The sequence below is a fragment of the Leptolyngbya sp. BL0902 genome (assembly GCF_016403105.1).
GTDB lineage: Bacteria > Cyanobacteriota > Cyanobacteriia > Phormidesmidales > Phormidesmidaceae > Nodosilinea.
The window spans coordinates 3596203-3610980 of record NZ_CP046155.1 but is presented as its reverse complement, the minus strand read 5'-3'; the positions used below and the strand labels follow the sequence as shown (position 1 = coordinate 3610980).

The window sequence follows — 14778 nt, the reverse complement described above, 5'->3', positions numbered from 1 at the left end:
TCCCAGGGAGGAGAGGGGAGCCGGAAGAACATTCAAAGTCCTTCTCCCTGTGGGAGAGGGATTTAGGGTGAGGGCCAATTCTAGGTAGGCGGGCCAGTTCTCAATCAGGAATTTAACTATCTAAAGTTATCCCGACCTTAAAAAGGCCAACCTAGCAATCTAATGTTGCAATTGCTGGATGGGCGCTGCCCTGCACCATCCCGCCCCGGTGTTTTAGAATCATTGAACTTCCGTTGAACTTGCCCCCGCTGTCCATCCACCGTCCCATGGCCCCCTCCACCACTCCCCTCCGCTCCACCCAGCCCGCCGTGTCCCCCTGGGAAAAGTTGGTTTCCTGGGCCACCAGCGATGCCACCCTCTACGTGGTCAAACGGGTTCTACAGGCGTTGCTCACCCTCCTCCTGGCCTCGGCCCTCAGCTTTTTCATCATTCAACTGGCACCGGGCAACTTTTTAGATCAGTATCGCCAAAGCCCCCAGTTCTCCGAGGAAACCCTGGCGCTGCTAGAGGCCCAATTTGGTCTAGATCAACCCCTGTGGCGGCAATACTTTAACTGGCTGTATCAGGTGGTGGTCTTCGGCAACTTTGGCCTCAGCTTTGCCTATCAGCGCCCGGTGGTGGATATTCTCTGGGAGCGGGTGCCCAACACCCTGCTGCTCTCCTTTGCGTCGCTGATTGTCACCTGGGCCATCGCCATTCCCCTCGGCATTGTGGGAGCGGTGAAGCAAAACCAGGGGCTAGACCGGGGGCTGCGGGTGCTGAGCTACATCGGCCAGGGGATGCCCAGCATTATTACGGGGCTGCTGCTGCTGTTCTTCGCCCAGCTCACCGCGCCGCTGTTTCCGGTTGGGGGCCGCACCAGCATCATCCACGATGACCTCAACTGGTTTGGCCAAATGTTGGATGTGGGCTGGCACCTGATTCTGCCCACCGTCGCCCTCAGCATCACCGGATTTGCGGGCCTGCAACGGATTATGCGGGGCCAAATGCTGGATGTGATGCGCCAAAACTACATCCAAACCGCCCGCGCCAAGGGATTGCCGGAGGATCGCGTCATCTACGTCCACGCCCTGCGGAATGCCGTCAACCCCCTGATTACCCTGCTGGGCTTCGAGTTCGCCAGCCTTCTCGGCGGTGCCTTCATCACCGAAAACTACTTCAACTGGCCCGGTCTGGGTAAGCTCATCCTGGAGGCCGTTACCGCCCAGGATCTTTACCTGGTGATGGCCAGCCTAATGATGGGGGCCGTCATGCTCATCATCGGCAACCTGCTGGCGGATTTGGTGCTGAGTGTGGTCGATCCCCGCATTCGTCTGTCGGAAATCAACTAATCAACCATCGCGCTATCCAGGCGGGGCTGCGGGTGGAGGCGGAGGTGCTAGACGGAGGCAACTGCCTCGATATCGGCACCCCCAACCACCTCAAACTTGCCCTGCAACGCTTTGGCGGGTAGGCCAACCCAAAACCGTGTGGACTGAACCTCGACGATGCAGGCAGGGGGCGTAGAATCGGGGCAGTCGCGCATCGTTTTGGGGATAATTCCATGCTGGTCACACAATACCCGGTGTTTCAACGCTTCTGGTATCCCGTTCTGCCCATGGCGGATTTAGCCGATGGCCCCCAGTCGTTTACGCTGCTGGGCCAGCCCTTGGTGCTGTGGCTCACAGAGGACGGAACGCCCGCCGCCCTGAAGGATCGCTGCTGTCACCGTTCCGCCAAGTTGTCGATGGGAATCGTCCAAAACGGCGGCGTGCGCTGTCCCTACCATGGCTGGGCCTACGACCGCGAGGGCACCTGCACCCACGTCCCCCAGCTAGACCCCGGTGCCGCCATTCCTAAAACTTACCGGGTTGAGTCCTTCCAGTGCCAAGAGCGCTACGGCTATGTGTGGGTGTGCTTGTCTCCCGATCCCTTGCGGCCCCTGCCGGAAATCCCCGAAGCGGCGGATCCAAATAACCGCCTAATCCCTCAGTTCTACGAACCCTGGCACTGTAGCGGCCTGCGGGTGATGGAAAACTCCTTTGACAATGCCCATTTCAGCATCGTCCATGCCGCCTCCTTTGGGGTCACAGAGCAGCCCAAACCCGCCAAATCCGAAATTGTGCCCCTGGAACTGGGCCTCAAGGTCTACGCCACCGTGCCCGTGGTAAACCCGCCCATCCAGCAGCAAATCCTCAATATCCCCGACAGCCTAACCGTGCGGGAGGTGGAATCCACCTGGTATGTGCCCTTCAGCCGCACGTTGAAGATTACCTACCCCAACGGGTTGATGCACCTGATTTTTACCGCCGCCACCCCAGTTAGCGATAGCACCTCCCAAATTGTGCAGTTCTGCGTTCGCAACGACACCGAAGCCGACGCCAGCGCCGCATCCATCATCGCCTTTGACCGCCAGGTGGTAGACGAGGACAAGCTCGTACTGGAATCCACCGACTACAACACCCCCGTGGATGTCACGGTGGAACAGCACATGCCCTCGGATCAGCCGGGAATTGTCATGCGGCGACAGTTGGCCGCACTGATCAAAGCCCACGAGACTGACCTCCTCCCTGCCTGAAAAACGCGGCCTAGGACTTACCAAACAAGTCCAACTGCTCCGATGGATCGTAGGCCGGGGCGCTTTCCCGCGTGCGGCGGCGGGGTTTGGGGGTTCTGGGTGTTTCCCCTCGCAAACCGACGGCGATGGTGCTGTGGCGTTCAATTTCCTGCATCACGTCGCGGGCGCGTTGAATCACCGAGGGCGGCAGTCCGGCGAGGCGACCCGCTTCGATGCCGTAGGATTTGTCGGCCCCGCCCGGTTGCACCTGGTGCAGAAAGATAATCTGGTCGGGCATTTCTTTGACGGTAACTTGGTAGTTAGCCACGTTCACCACTAGGGCCGAGAGTTCGTTCAGTTCGTGGTAGTGGGTGGCGAAAATGGTGCGGGCTTGCAGGTCGAGGGCCAGGTATTCCGCCACGGCCCAGGCGATGGAGAGGCCGTCGAAGGTGGCGGTGCCGCGCCCGATTTCGTCCAGCAGCACCAGGGATTTTGGCGTGGCGTGGTTAAGGATGTTCGCCGTTTCGTTCATCTCCACCATGAAGGTCGATTGGCCGCTGGCGAGGTCATCCACGGCACCAACACGGGTGAAGATGCGGTCGCACACGCCCAACCTGGCGGACTTGGCGGGGACAAAACTGCCCACCTGGGCCATCAGTTGAATCAGCCCCACCTGGCGTAGATAGCAGCTTTTGCCGCTGGCGTTTGGCCCAGTCAGGATAATCAAATCCTGTTCATGGGCGGACTCGCGATCCGCTGGAGTGGTGCCTAAATAGGTGGCGTTGGGGACAAAAAATCCCGCTGGCAACAGTTGTTCGACGACAGGATGGCGACCTTCATGGACGGCAATGGCGCGGGAGTCCTCGATTTCGGGACGGCAATAGCCTTGGAAAACGGCTACTTCTGCCAAGCCACACAGCACATCGGCGGCGGCGACGGCAGCGGCAACTTTGCGGATCAGTTCTGCCTGGGCACCGACTTTTTCGCGCAGTTGGTTGAAAATTTCGTACTCCAGGGCGTTGATTTCCGCCTCAATGTTGAAGACTCGCGCCTCCCGTTCCTTCAGTTCCGGGGTGATGTAGCGTTCTTCGTTGGTAAGAGTTTGCTTGCGGATGTAGTCATCGGGGGCTTGGTCGGCGCGGGCGCGGGAAATGCTGATGTAGTAGCCAAAGGCTTTGTTGAAGCCCACCTTGAGAGTGGAAATTCCGGTGCGCTGGCGTTCGGCGGGTTCCAGTTCGGCGATCCACTTTTGGTCATCCACCGCTTGCTGGCGCAGATGGTCGAGCTGGGCGTTCACCCCATCGCGGATCAGGTGGCCCTCGGTCAGGTACAGGGGCGGATTTTCCACCAGATGCGCCCGTAAAGTCTGACCCAACTGCTCCAGTTCCGGCGGTACGTACTGCAAGGCTTTGAGGTAGGGGGATTGCGCCCGTTCTGCCAAGGCCGCCAGTTCTGGCAACCGCTGAAAAGACTCTGCCAAGGCGACCAAATCCCGCGCATTGGCCGTCCCCGATCCGGCCCGACCCGCCAAGCGCTCTAGATCGTAGATTTGCTTCAGTTTGTGTTGCAACATCTGGCGCAGATTGCCGTCCCGCAACAGTTCCGCAATCGTGTCCTGTCGGGCTTGAATGCCCTTCACCTCCAGCAACGGTTGCAGCAGCCAGCGCCGCAAAGTGCGTCCGCCCATGGCCGTCACCGTGCGATCGAGCGCCCACAGCAGCGAGCCGTTGTAGGTGCCGTCCCGCTGGGTTTGGGTAATTTCCAAATTGCGGCGGGTTTGGTGGTCGATCACCAGGTAGGCCGACAGGGTGTAGGTGCTGAGGGGTTGCAACGGAGCCTGCACCGTCTTTTGGGTGTCCTCTAAATAGTTCAGCAAGCCCCCCGCCGCCCGTACCGCCAGGGGCAAATGGTCGCAGCCCAAGCCCTCCAGCGACCGCAGTCGAAACCGCTGCATCAATCGCTGCCTTGCCTCGCTTTGGCTAAAGGGGCCTTGGGGCCGCAGGGTGTAGCAAAACTGGCGAGGGAAATACTCCGGCAACTGATCCGACTTGTCCCCCGGTCGCAGCATCGCCCCCAGGTTGGGCGCATCCACCGGAAACAGCACCTCGGCGGGTTGCAGCCGCAGCAATTCCTGGGAGAGGGCTTCCGTGTCTTCGCCCTGGGTCGTCAAAAATTCCCCGGTCGAGACATCGGCAAAGGCCAGCCCCCAATGGTGCCCCGCCACCACCACCGAGGCCAAAAAGTTATTCTGGCTGGCGCTCAGCATCCCCTCTTCGATCACCGTGCCGGGGGTAATCACGCGGGTCACTTCCCGCTTCACCAAACCCTGGGCCAGGGCAGGGTCTTCCACCTGGTCGCAGATGGCGATGGCATAGCCCTTGTCCACCAGCAAGCTGCAATACCGATCCAGCGCGTGGTGGGGCATCCCTGCCAGGGGCACCCGCCCAATCGCCTTCCCGGCATCTTTGCTGGTCAGCACCAACTCCAGCTCGCGGGCAATGGTAATGGCATCCTGAAAAAAGGTCTCAAAAAAATCCCCCACCCGGTACAGCACCAGCGCATGGGGATACTGCTCCTTCATCTCCACGTAGTGCCGCATCATCGGCGAGAGGTCGTCCCAGTTCACCGAGCGATGGTCGGCGTAGCGCACCGTATGTTTGGCCAACCGCTCCGGCAGGTCAATCTGCGCGGGGGGCAGATCCGAGGCAGACATCTCAGCGGGTGAAGATTCGGGCGGGGACGACTCGATGGCGGATGACTCGATGGGGAAATCAGCAGGAGAACCAGACATGGCGAGGAATAGGACGATCAGCGAGCGAGAGATGCAGCCTCCCAGGGCAAGACTGCTCTGTTTCGCTATCGTTGCATATTCTATCGATAGGACAACGGTGGGACGATATTGAGCGGGTGGTTTAGGCGGCGGCTACCCAATCTGAAGCGGAAAGCTCCGATGTCCAGCCCGATCCATGCTAGGGGAGAGGTTTCTGCGCCCGCTGAGACCGGGGGTGGGCAAGCCCGACATCGTATCGGCCCATAATGGGGAGTCATCAGTCCATCGCCTGCGGATGGTGTGTGGTTGGCCCCCACCCGTCCCGTCGGCTGTTGAAGCAATTTTCTCGGGTGACGTTTTCTATGTCCAAGCCCTCTCGCACCTACCACGATCCGCTGCACGGGGCCATTACCCTCCACGCCAGCGACCCCGAAGAAGCACTGCTGATTCGGCTGATTGACACTCCAGCCTTTCAGCGGCTGCGGCGGATTCGACAAATGGGGCCAGCCTACCTCACCTTCCACGGGGCGGAAAGTTCGCGCTTTACCCATTCCTTGGGGGTGATGGCCCTGGCGCGGCGAGCCTTTGATGGGCTGTTGGAACGCTACCCCAGCCTGCGCCCCCATCGGGCCACCGTCCTCTGCGCCGCCCTACTGCACGACATTGGCCATGGCCCCTTTAGCCACACGGCGGAAGAAATCTTCGGCCTGCACCACGAGGTTTGGACGCAGCGCATTATCCAAGACATTCCCGCCCTGCGCGACCCGCTGCACCAGTATTCCCCCGACCTGATCCCTGCCCTGATGCAAGTGTATGACCACACCCACCCGGTGCCGCTGGTGTGGCAGTTAGTCTCTAGCCAGTTGGATTGTGATCGGCTGGATTATCTCCTGCGCGACAGCTACTCTACCGGGGCCAGCTATGGACGGCTCGACCTAGATCGAATTTTGATGGCGCTGGAACTGGAGCCGGAGAGCCAGCGCCTGGTGGTGGCCCACAAGGGGCTGTCCGCCATCGAGCATTACCTGGTGGTGCGCCATTTCATGTATGCCCAGGTGTACAACCATCCCAAAAATATCGCCGCCACATGGCTGCTGAAATGCGCCTTCAATCGCGCCCGTGTCCTTTACCAAGCCGGAACCCTGGAGGCCGACGACACGGTGGCGGCTTGGCTGCAATCGGCCCAGACACCCCTCGCCCTAGACACCTACCTCGCCGCCGATGATGCCGTTTTGAACTACCACCTCCAGCGCTGGCAGCGCGGACAGGATGCGCTCCTGGCGGATCTTTGCCGTCGCTACGTGGATCGAGATTTGCTGAAGACCTTGGAAATCACGCGCCTGTCGGAGGATCAGCAACAGTCCCTCCTGGCCCAGGTGCAAACCCATTTGAACGAACAAGGCTTGGCGGGGGAAACCTACGCCACCCTAGAGCACACCTGGAGCCGAGGCTACACCACCTACCAAGAGGGCATTCACATGCACATCGACAACGCCTTTGTGGATATCAAACACCTTTCGCCCCTGGTGAAGGTTCTCAGCCAGCCAGCCGAGCGCATTTGGCTGCTCTATCCCCGCCATATCCAGCCCTGGGTGCAAGCCCACTACACGGCGTTCAACCCCGGCTGATGGCTCGGCAGCGCCAGACGACACGGCCCCTGTTGTTGGGCAGGCCGCAGCCCCGACTCTGCCTAGGCCCATAGGTTAAATCGCGCGAGGTGTTGCTTTAGCCGTTCGGGCAACTGGCGGGCCAAATCCTCGGCGGTTTTGAAGGTGAGGCGATTTTGGGCGGGTAGGTCAAAGGGATATTGGCCGGAAATATCGGGTCGTTCCATCTGGGCCAGCAGAATTTGCTCTGGCGGCTTGGCTTGCAGGGCATAGCCCATTTCTACACAGACATGGGGGCTGGGTACGGCAATGATCGGGTCGCCAGCGGATTCTAAAATAGGGGTGCCATCGGCTACAAACAGCAGCGCCTTGGCCATTTTGCGGGTGAGGCGGCTGTTGAGTCGGGCGGGGCCTTCACTGAGGCGATGGCCGACTTCGAGGGTTAGCGGTACGCGGGATTTGGCATTGAGCTTGGCGATGGCGTCGGTGAGCGCCTGGTGCAGTAGTTCCGCCGAGGGGCTGTAGTCGGTTTGGTAGCAGAAGTAAATGATCGGGTCGAGGTGGGCCATCACCTCCCGCTTGGTGAAGTAAATTTCGTGGCTGATCAGATCAATGTTGGCGATGGCATAGCCGCCGCTGCCCTCAATGTAGAACTCCACCACTTCGCCATCTAAGTAGCGCTGAAACCAGGCACTTTGGCGCACGGTGGCGCTGTCGTCCAAAAAATCTGCCCGCAGCGCCGATTTCAGCAGGCTGTTTTTGCTCAGCCTCAGATCGTAGGGGCGTTTTTCTAGGTCGCGCAGGGGCTCGTAGGCTTCTAGATACCAGGCTTTGAGGGCAATAATCGCCATCGGTTCCTCCTCAGCACGGGGCGTATGGGCGTTCCCCTAGCTCAAGTATCGCCTGATTTTAAGCCCTTAGCCTATCTCTGTGCCGCGATTAGATGGGCGAACGCAGACGACACCACAGGGCACGACAGCAGAGGCTCATACCTCATGCTGTGTGATGCAGACACAGATACTTCTGGGATGCCGACACCACAGGGCACGACACCAAGGGCTCATACCTCTGGTTAGGGGTGTGGCTAGGGCGACGGGCCGGGGTTTGATCCACGAGGTTGCTTTTAGGGATTAAACACCTCGTCTTCGATGCCCACCCACCATTCTCCCAGACCCATCATTTCCTGATGGAGTTCGGAGAGTTCGCGCATATAGGCTTCGGGGGAGAGGCTGTCTTTGCGCTCTTGCAGCATCGTCAGGCGCAGCAGCACCAGCAGCCAGGGTTTCGAGATGCCGTCCCGCGCTTCGATGAACTGGGCCAAACTGCGGCTATCTAGCCCCAACCCTGGCCCCAGGCCCAGGCTTTGTCTCAACCGATCTAGGGGCAGACCGAGGGGATCTCCCCCCATAGGGCTATCGTTCCTGTCGTTGGGATCCATGATATTACCTCCGAAGACGACTTGACGACTCTCTGTACTGTAGCCCTAACTTTCAGGCCGTGCAGAGGGCACCTCAGAAATGAGGGACGATCCGCGCTGGGGGCAGGCGTCCCTAGGCCAATGCCCCCAGAAAGCTGAGATGCCGCCCTGATCCCCGCCGATCCTTGGGCTAGGTGAGGGCACCTGCTGCCTCGGTGAGGGAGATGCCCCTCTCTGCGCTTCAGGGACTCTGATACATTGTCTATAGCCCGTCTGTGGCCCTTAGATCGGGACGGGCTGCTGTGTTTGGAGTGCCTGTTGTGACCCTAGCTGCCGAAACCCAAGATTGGTCTGCCCTGCTCCAGCGCTTAATTCAGCGAGAATCCCTCAGCGAACCAGAGGCCGAGGGGCTGATGCGAGGCTGGCTGGGTGAACACATTCCAGAGGTGATGTCGGGGGCGCTGCTGGCGGCGTTGCAGGCCAAGGGCGTCTCTGCTGAAGAACTGGCGGGGATGGCGCGGGTGTTGCAGGGGCAATCCCTCGGCGGTGAGGCCAAAATTACCCACCCCAGCCCTTGCATCGACACCTGCGGCACCGGGGGCGATGGAGCCCACACCTTCAATATTTCCACGGCGGTGGCCTTTGTGGCGGCGGCGGCGGGGTTGCGGGTGGCCAAGCACGGCAACCGTTCGGCCTCCAGCAAAGTGGGCTCGGCGGATGTGCTGGAGGCCCTGGGCGTTCACCTAGAGGCCCATCCCGAACGGGTGAGAACCGCCCTTGATGAGGTGGGCATTACTTTTCTGTTTGCGCGGGGCTGGCATCCGGCCATGAAGGCGGTGGCTCCCCTCCGCAGCACCCTGAAGGTGCGGACGGTGTTTAATTTGCTGGGGCCGCTGGTCAACCCGCTCCAACCTACAGGCCAGGTAATTGGCGTGTACGATCCAGCAGTGGTGACGACCATGGCCAGCGCCCTCAACCAACTGGGTATTCCCCAGGCGGTGGTGCTGCACGGGCGGGAACGGCTGGATGAAGCAGGACTAGGCGACAAGACCGATCTGGCCATCGTGGCGGGTGGGCAAGTCACCTCGGCGGTGCTGGATCCTCAAGAATTTGGCCTTACTTCCGCTCCCCTCAGCGCCCTGCAAGGGGGCGAACTGGAGGAGAACGTGGCCATCCTCAGCGCGGTGTTGCAAGGCAAGGGCACCCCGGCCCAGCGAGACGTGGTGGCCCTGAATGCGGCCCTTTCCCTCAAGGTGGGCGAAGTGGTGAAGGGAGCATCCCTCTCCGAGGAGATCGCCCAAGGAATCGCCCTCGCCCAAGACATCCTCGCCAGCGGAGCCGCCTGGGATAAGCTGCAAGCCCTCGTGAGCTATCTGGCTTAGGGTGCCCCACAACGCTCAGGGTTTGCTGCACCTATAACCCACCCCGAATTAGGCCAATGCCCGCCTTCACGGCCTCATAGCCAAACAGCAGAATCAGGGTGGTGAGGGTGCCCCCCATCACACACAGCACCAGCCCGCCGAGACTAATGGCCCCATCGTCATCTAGCAGTCCAAACCCGGTGACGAAGATGCCGATGGCGGGCAGGGTATTGGTAAGGGGGATAGGAATCATCATCGAAATCGACATCAGGGCAATGGCCACCCCAATCACCACTCGTCCTGGCGGGCTGGCGCATACGGGGGTGAGGCGGGGGCGAGAAACCGCCTCTAACCGCCGCAGCCAAGGGGTGCCAGCGGTGATGATTTTCTGCACAGTTGCTAGGTCAAAGGGCTTGTTGTTCCAAGCAGCGGGCATCCAGGGGCGAGTGCGGCCCACCATGAGCTGCACCGCCAGCAGCAGCATGACAATTCCGAAGGGTACCGAATACCCCGGAGCCGGAATGGGCAAGGCCGAGGGCAAGGCCAGCAGCACGAACAAAAAGCCAAAGGTGCGCTCCCCAGCCAAGGTCAAAATTTCCTTAAGGGTCACTTGGGGCGTCGTCACCGTTTCAAAAAAATAATGGTTCAATTCGGCGGACAGTCGGGCCATAGAGGTTGGGGCTTTGGGAATAGGGGGATTAAAATAGCCGTTGCTAACTCTAGCAAAATTACTGACCATTCCCGTGGGTGTCTGGGCAACCCTCATGGTTCCTTTGTGCTCCCATTCGTAACGCTTTCAATCTTTTACGTTCTCACCCTTGACCACCCCAAAAATGACTTCCCCTCCGCCCACCCCCGACGATAGGTTTAACAGCCATGGCAAAGTCTCCTAAAGCCCGTAATGGCAACGCCCGCGATGGGGACGCCCGCGATAGTAATACCCTCAGTGGGGATGCTTTGGTCAAGGAAGTGTGTCGGCGCATCCGCGTGGCCCGCAGCTATTGGGATGCCCACAACAACGCCGCCTGCCGGGGAGAACGGGAGAAGGCCCTAGCCCTCTACAACCAACTCACCAAGGAACAAAAGGACAAAATTCCCCAAACCCTACGGGTGTGGCTGCGCTATCGCAGCGAGAAATACTTTGGTGCCCACCGCACCCCGCCCAAGGCCAAGGGCCGATCTGGCAAAGGCCACTATCGCCCATCGCCCTGAGCATCCAATCTCCGCTGACTTCAATCGCTGCGAATCTCAGCGTGCCAGCCCCTAGGGACGAAGCGGGCCAAGATGGCGGATAATAGAAAGCGACCTGTAACGTTTTGTGAACTATGCCCTTCCCCAACAATCTCACGACCCTAGACGGCACCGCCCTCTCCCCTGCCGTGCTGGAAAATAAGGTCATTCTGTTTGTGAACGTGGCCAGCAAGTGCGGTCTCACCCCCCAATACAGCGGCCTAGTGGAATTAGACAAAGCCTACGGCGAGCGCGGTTTGGTGATTGTGGGCGTGCCCTGCAACCAGTTTGGTGCCCAAGAACCGGGCACCCCCGATGAAATTAAAGACTTCACCAAAACCAAGTACGACGTAGACTTCACCCTGCTCGAAAAGCAGGACGTGAATGGCCCCAACCGCAGCGCCCTGTACCAGTTCCTCGTAGGCGATGGCCCTGACATCGGCTGGAACTTCGGCAAGTTCTTGGTGGGCCGTGATGGCGAAGTGGTAGCCCGCTTCGAGCCCCAAACCGCCCCCAACGATGCCGCCCTCAAAGCTGCCATCGAAGCCGCCCTGGGCTAAGGGCGGGTCTGGCCGATCGGTCCTGATCGGTCACTGAAGTGATCCAGCGCTTAACCGATCCTAGGGGCTGTTCCCTGGGATCGGTTTTTTGGGCGTTTCTTTTCCTAGGGGCGCTGCTTATTGCGGCGGGCCTTGGGCTAGGGCGTTTAGGCGGTGGCAAGGACAGTGCGATGGTTGATATCGAACCGATCCCCATGGGATAGCAGATGCACCTTGAGTCCGTGGAGGCTGATGGGATCGGTGGGGCCAATGTCTGGCTCGTTGGTGTGGGTGATGGCGTCGGCATCGACCACCGCGATCACGCCTTTGCCAATGACCCGGAAGCTGCCGTCCCGCTCGAACAGGGCGCAGGTGTCTTCGTCAATGCCGAGGCCGAGGCGGTCGGGCTGCATGGCAATGGCGCTCATCAGGCGGGCCATGCGGTTGCGGTTGTGGAAGTGCTGATCCACAATCACCTCCGGCACAAAGCTGAGGCCAATGGCCATGTCTACCAGGGCACGGTTGGGCGATTCGCCGCTGCCGCCCCCGGCGATCATGTGGTGGCCCATTACCGCTGCTCCGGCGCTGGTGCCGCCCAGGGTCATTTCCCCCAATTGGGCGCGTTGTCGCACTAGGTCAATCAGCGGCGTATCCGACAGCAGCCCACACAGGCGCACCTGGTCGCCCCCGGTGATAAACACCCCCGTGCAGGATTCCACCACCGACTTCCAGCGCGGATCTTCGCCTTGGTCGCGGTCGCGGATATCCATCACCTCAATAGCGGTGGCTCCCATGTCCTCAAAGATGGTTTGATAGCGTCCGGCAATGGCCACCGGATCACGTGAAGCGCAGGGAATGATGCCGATCCGGGCCTCTGAGCCGCCGGATCGCTCAAAAAAACTGTGCAGAATTTCCTTGCCGTGGATCTTATCTTCGGCACCGCCAATGGCCAAAATGGCATGTTGAGGAACGAGGGACATGGATTAATCAACCAAGGAACTTGAAATTGCAGCCAGGACTCCGGTGCTGCATGATAGAAAACACTGTTGTTTTACACCATGCGCCGGGGAATTTGGGCTATGACCGAGACCATCGACGGGGCACCGCACCTGAGATTCGATGTGGTCAGCCTGTTTCCAGACTTTTTTACCTCGCCGCTGCAATCAGGATTGATTGGCAAAGCCCTGTCTCGCCAAATCGCAGAAGTTCATCTTACCAATCCCAGGGACTTTACAACGGATAAACACCACCGGGTTGATGACGAACCCTACGGCGGTGGCGTGGGCATGGTGATGAAGCCCGACCCCATCTTTGCGGCGGTGGAATCCTTGCCCCAGCGGTCTCGGCGGGAGGTGATTTTGCTGTCACCCCAGGGCGAAACCATGACCCAGGGCTTGTTTCAGCACTTGGCTACCCACTGCGATCAGATCGTCCTTATCTGTGGCCACTACGAGGGCGTGGACGAACGGGTGAGCCATCTGCTGACGCGGGAGGTCTCCCTAGGGGATTTTGTGCTCACCTGCGGCGAAATTCCGGCCCTCACGCTGATTAACGGCATCGTTCGCCTGCTCCCCGGCACCGTGGGCAAGGTGGATTCTCTGCGCCAGGACAGCTTCCAAACCCCGCTGCTCGACTATCCCCACTACACCCGTCCGGCAGAGTTCCGGGGCTGGGCCGTGCCGGAGGTATTGCGTTCTGGCAACCACGAAGCCATTGCCCAATGGCGACGGCAACAACAGCTTGAGCGTACCCAAACCCGCCGCCCCGACCTCTACGAACGCTGGCTTCAGGAGTCTGGCCCCTCCGCCTAGGATGTTCTACCCAGCAAAAAAGACGACACTGACGTATCAGCATCGTCTTTTTGTCGCCTGATTGAATAGAGCTGGGGCTAACCTAATGACTAGCCCAAAGCGCCTCCAACCGCGATACAAAGGTCAGTGGGAGACCCCAATCTACCCTTAGTAGAGTTCTTCTTCTTGGTGGGTGAGGATGGTGCAGTCCGAGGTGGGGTAGGCCACACAGGTCAGCACGTAGCCAGCGCCGATTTGATCGTCATCCAGGAAGGACTGATCAGACTGATCGATGGTACCCGCCGTGATTTTACCAGCACAGGTGGAGCAAGCCCCGGCGCGGCAGGAGTAGGGCAGGTCGATGCCTTGCTCTTCAGCGGCATCGAGAATGTACGTATCATCATCCACGTCGATGGTGGTATTTAGCCCTTCAGCCTCGTTGATCAGCGTAACCTTGTAGGTTGCCATGATGCTATCCTCTCATCAATTACAGATCGGGTGCCCACCGAGAAAAGAACCCAGAAATCATGGTTCCGGCGGCTTCCCACGGCAGATCTAACACATTTCTGATACTACGGGAAAACCTGAAGCCTGTCTTGTCTTTTTTCCGACTGGCTGAACGGGATTCGTAATCAAAACTATAGATTCTTGATCGGTTTGCTTATAGGTGTTGCCATGCCCGCCACCGGGGTCTGGCCCCCATCTTGGCGGGCTTTTCAGGGCAAAGCAGCCCTCACCCAGGGGCTCAAATTCTCTAGCATTAGGGCGGGTGAATCCGCCAGCCGGGAGATTCTGGAATAATTTATGATTTAGCCCAGGGGGCTTCTCCTATGATGGATCAAAGGCTGTCACCTCTTGGGAGGCAGCGAGTCCGGCCTCCTGGGGCGATGCAGCCCGTCGGTCTTGCGTCAGTCCAGCAGGTGGCACGCCGCTCGACAATTGAGGATTTCATCACCATGGCGAAAAAGACTGCGGCAGCATCGGCAGCCCTACCCGTTGACATTGGCATTAGTGAGAAAGACCGCAAGGAAATCGCGGAGGGGCTGTCCAGACTGTTGGCCGATACCTACACCCTGTACCTCAAAACCCATAACTTCCACTGGAACGTGACCGGGCCGATGTTCCAAACCCTGCATCTGATGTTTGAAGCTCAGTACAACGAACTGGCCCTAGCGGTGGATTTGGTGGCCGAGCGCATTCGTTCCCTGGGCTTTCCGGCCCCCGGCACCTACCAGGACTTTGCCAAGCTGTCTTCCATCCCAGAAGCCGAGGGGGTACCCAGCGCCGAGGAGATGATTCGTCAACTGGTGGCGGGGCAGGAGGCCGTGGTTCGCACCGCTCGATCCATCTTTCCCGCAGTGGACAAAGCCCACGACGAACCCACCGCCGACCTGCTGACCCAGCGGATGCAAGTTCACGAAAAAACCGCCTGGATGCTGAGAAGCCTGTTGGCCTAGGCGCTATCCTTGCGGCCCAGGGTTATCGTCTGGGTTGATCCTAGCTTGCTTCCCCTGAGCCAACCCAAGAT

15 protein-coding genes are annotated in these 14778 nt (G+C 59.6%); 9 read left to right on the top strand and 6 right to left on the bottom strand.

Translation table 11 applies throughout. From position 1 onward, the window contains the following. The first annotated feature begins 266 nt into the window (after window positions 1-266). Window positions 267-1331: an ABC transporter permease gene (locus tag GFS31_RS16015; protein ID WP_198805776.1), complete on the top strand. Its 1065-nt coding sequence runs from the start codon at window positions 267-269 to the stop codon at window positions 1329-1331. Window positions 1332-1543: 212 nt separating this feature from the next. Continuing rightward, window positions 1544-2557, top strand: coding sequence for an aromatic ring-hydroxylating oxygenase subunit alpha (locus GFS31_RS16010; protein ID WP_198805775.1), 1014 nt, complete (start codon window positions 1544-1546; stop codon window positions 2555-2557). 10 nt (window positions 2558-2567) lie between these two features. On the opposite strand, the gene mutS is transcribed toward GFS31_RS16010, so the two are convergent. Beyond that, on the bottom strand, window positions 2568-5327 hold the full coding sequence (gene mutS / locus GFS31_RS16005; protein WP_317135040.1) for a DNA mismatch repair protein MutS: 2760 nt from the start codon (window positions 5325-5327) through the stop codon (window positions 2568-2570). Window positions 5328-5668: 341 nt separating this feature from the next. Here mutS and GFS31_RS16000 point away from each other — a divergent pair, with 341 nt between their 5' ends. Continuing rightward, window positions 5669-6934: an HD domain-containing protein gene (locus GFS31_RS16000; RefSeq protein WP_198805774.1), complete on the top strand. Its 1266-nt coding sequence runs from the start codon at window positions 5669-5671 to the stop codon at window positions 6932-6934. Window positions 6935-6996: 62 nt separating this feature from the next. Here the strand turns inward: GFS31_RS16000 and GFS31_RS15995 are convergent, their stop codons facing one another. Both GFS31_RS15995 and GFS31_RS15990 read right to left on the bottom strand, forming a co-directional pair. Then, window positions 6997-7764, bottom strand: coding sequence for a hypothetical protein (locus GFS31_RS15995; RefSeq protein WP_198805773.1), 768 nt, complete (start codon window positions 7762-7764; stop codon window positions 6997-6999). A gap of 272 nt (window positions 7765-8036) precedes the next feature. Further along, window positions 8037-8351 (bottom strand): hypothetical protein, encoded by a 315-nt coding sequence (locus tag GFS31_RS15990; RefSeq protein WP_317135039.1) that lies wholly within the window; start codon window positions 8349-8351, stop codon window positions 8037-8039. 299 nt (window positions 8352-8650) lie between these two features. Between GFS31_RS15990 and trpD the strand changes: the two genes are divergently transcribed. Continuing rightward, window positions 8651-9712 (top strand): anthranilate phosphoribosyltransferase, encoded by a 1062-nt coding sequence (trpD, locus tag GFS31_RS15985; RefSeq protein ID WP_198805772.1) that lies wholly within the window; start codon window positions 8651-8653, stop codon window positions 9710-9712. Window positions 9713-9743: 31 nt separating this feature from the next. On the opposite strand, the gene GFS31_RS15980 is transcribed toward trpD, so the two are convergent. Beyond that, window positions 9744-10361, bottom strand: a complete 618-nt coding sequence (locus GFS31_RS15980; protein ID WP_198805771.1) for an exopolysaccharide biosynthesis protein — start codon at window positions 10359-10361, stop codon at window positions 9744-9746. A 206-nt stretch (window positions 10362-10567) separates the two neighbouring features. On the opposite strand from GFS31_RS15980, the gene GFS31_RS15975 reads away from it, so the two are divergent. Continuing rightward, a complete protein-coding gene (locus GFS31_RS15975) occupies window positions 10568-10903 on the top strand; it encodes a Precorrin-3B methylase (protein ID WP_225907455.1) in 336 nt (111 codons plus the stop codon). 113 nt (window positions 10904-11016) lie between these two features. Next, complete coding sequence (locus GFS31_RS15970) at window positions 11017-11481, top strand: glutathione peroxidase (protein ID WP_198805770.1); 465 nt, start codon at window positions 11017-11019, stop codon at window positions 11479-11481. Between the two features lie 146 nt (window positions 11482-11627). On the opposite strand, the gene GFS31_RS15965 is transcribed toward GFS31_RS15970, so the two are convergent. Next, window positions 11628-12440, bottom strand: a complete 813-nt coding sequence (locus tag GFS31_RS15965) for a cyanophycinase (RefSeq protein WP_198805769.1) — start codon at window positions 12438-12440, stop codon at window positions 11628-11630. A gap of 78 nt (window positions 12441-12518) precedes the next feature. Between GFS31_RS15965 and trmD the strand changes: the two genes are divergently transcribed. Continuing rightward, window positions 12519-13271: a tRNA (guanosine(37)-N1)-methyltransferase TrmD gene (gene trmD / locus GFS31_RS15960; protein WP_263974854.1), complete on the top strand. Its 753-nt coding sequence runs from the start codon at window positions 12519-12521 to the stop codon at window positions 13269-13271. Between the two features lie 147 nt (window positions 13272-13418). Here the strand turns inward: trmD and GFS31_RS15955 are convergent, their stop codons facing one another. Continuing rightward, window positions 13419-13718, bottom strand: a complete 300-nt coding sequence (locus GFS31_RS15955) for a ferredoxin (RefSeq protein WP_198805768.1) — start codon at window positions 13716-13718, stop codon at window positions 13419-13421. A gap of 207 nt (window positions 13719-13925) precedes the next feature. Here GFS31_RS15955 and GFS31_RS21320 point away from each other — a divergent pair, with 207 nt between their 5' ends. Together GFS31_RS21320 and GFS31_RS15950 are read left to right on the top strand one after the other, a co-directional pair. Next, window positions 13926-14051 carry a hypothetical protein gene (locus GFS31_RS21320; RefSeq protein ID WP_263974853.1) on the top strand — a complete coding sequence of 42 codons (126 nt, stop codon included), beginning with the start codon at window positions 13926-13928 and terminating at the stop codon, window positions 14049-14051. A 155-nt stretch (window positions 14052-14206) separates the two neighbouring features. Beyond that, window positions 14207-14707, top strand: a complete 501-nt coding sequence (locus GFS31_RS15950) for a Dps family protein (protein ID WP_198805767.1) — start codon at window positions 14207-14209, stop codon at window positions 14705-14707. The last annotated feature ends 71 nt before the right edge of the window (window positions 14708-14778 follow it).

What these genes read in the sequence shown, in the direction of transcription:
- GFS31_RS15980 (WP_198805771.1), bottom strand. Translation starts at nt 10,361, where the DNA reads ATGGCCCGACTGTCCGCCGAATTGAACCATTATTTTTTTGAAACGGTG.
- GFS31_RS15990 (WP_317135039.1), bottom strand. Translation starts at nt 8,351, where the DNA reads ATGGATCCCAACGACAGGAACGATAGCCCTATGGGGGGAGATCCCCTC.
- GFS31_RS15965 (WP_198805769.1), bottom strand. Translation starts at nt 12,440, where the DNA reads ATGTCCCTCGTTCCTCAACATGCCATTTTGGCCATTGGCGGTGCCGAA.
- GFS31_RS15995 (WP_198805773.1), bottom strand. Translation starts at nt 7,764, where the DNA reads ATGGCGATTATTGCCCTCAAAGCCTGGTATCTAGAAGCCTACGAGCCC.
- trmD (WP_263974854.1), top strand. Translation starts at nt 12,519, where the DNA reads ATGCGCCGGGGAATTTGGGCTATGACCGAGACCATCGACGGGGCACCG.
- GFS31_RS16015 (WP_198805776.1), top strand. Translation starts at nt 267, where the DNA reads ATGGCCCCCTCCACCACTCCCCTCCGCTCCACCCAGCCCGCCGTGTCC.
- GFS31_RS16000 (WP_198805774.1), top strand. Translation starts at nt 5,669, where the DNA reads ATGTCCAAGCCCTCTCGCACCTACCACGATCCGCTGCACGGGGCCATT.
- mutS (WP_317135040.1), bottom strand. Translation starts at nt 5,327, where the DNA reads ATGTCTGGTTCTCCTGCTGATTTCCCCATCGAGTCATCCGCCATCGAG.
- GFS31_RS16010 (WP_198805775.1), top strand. Translation starts at nt 1,544, where the DNA reads ATGCTGGTCACACAATACCCGGTGTTTCAACGCTTCTGGTATCCCGTT.
- GFS31_RS15970 (WP_198805770.1), top strand. Translation starts at nt 11,017, where the DNA reads ATGCCCTTCCCCAACAATCTCACGACCCTAGACGGCACCGCCCTCTCC.
- GFS31_RS15950 (WP_198805767.1), top strand. Translation starts at nt 14,207, where the DNA reads ATGGCGAAAAAGACTGCGGCAGCATCGGCAGCCCTACCCGTTGACATT.
- GFS31_RS15955 (WP_198805768.1), bottom strand. Translation starts at nt 13,718, where the DNA reads ATGGCAACCTACAAGGTTACGCTGATCAACGAGGCTGAAGGGCTAAAT.
- GFS31_RS15975 (WP_225907455.1), top strand. Translation starts at nt 10,568, where the DNA reads ATGGCAAAGTCTCCTAAAGCCCGTAATGGCAACGCCCGCGATGGGGAC.
- GFS31_RS21320 (WP_263974853.1), top strand. Translation starts at nt 13,926, where the DNA reads ATGCCCGCCACCGGGGTCTGGCCCCCATCTTGGCGGGCTTTTCAGGGC.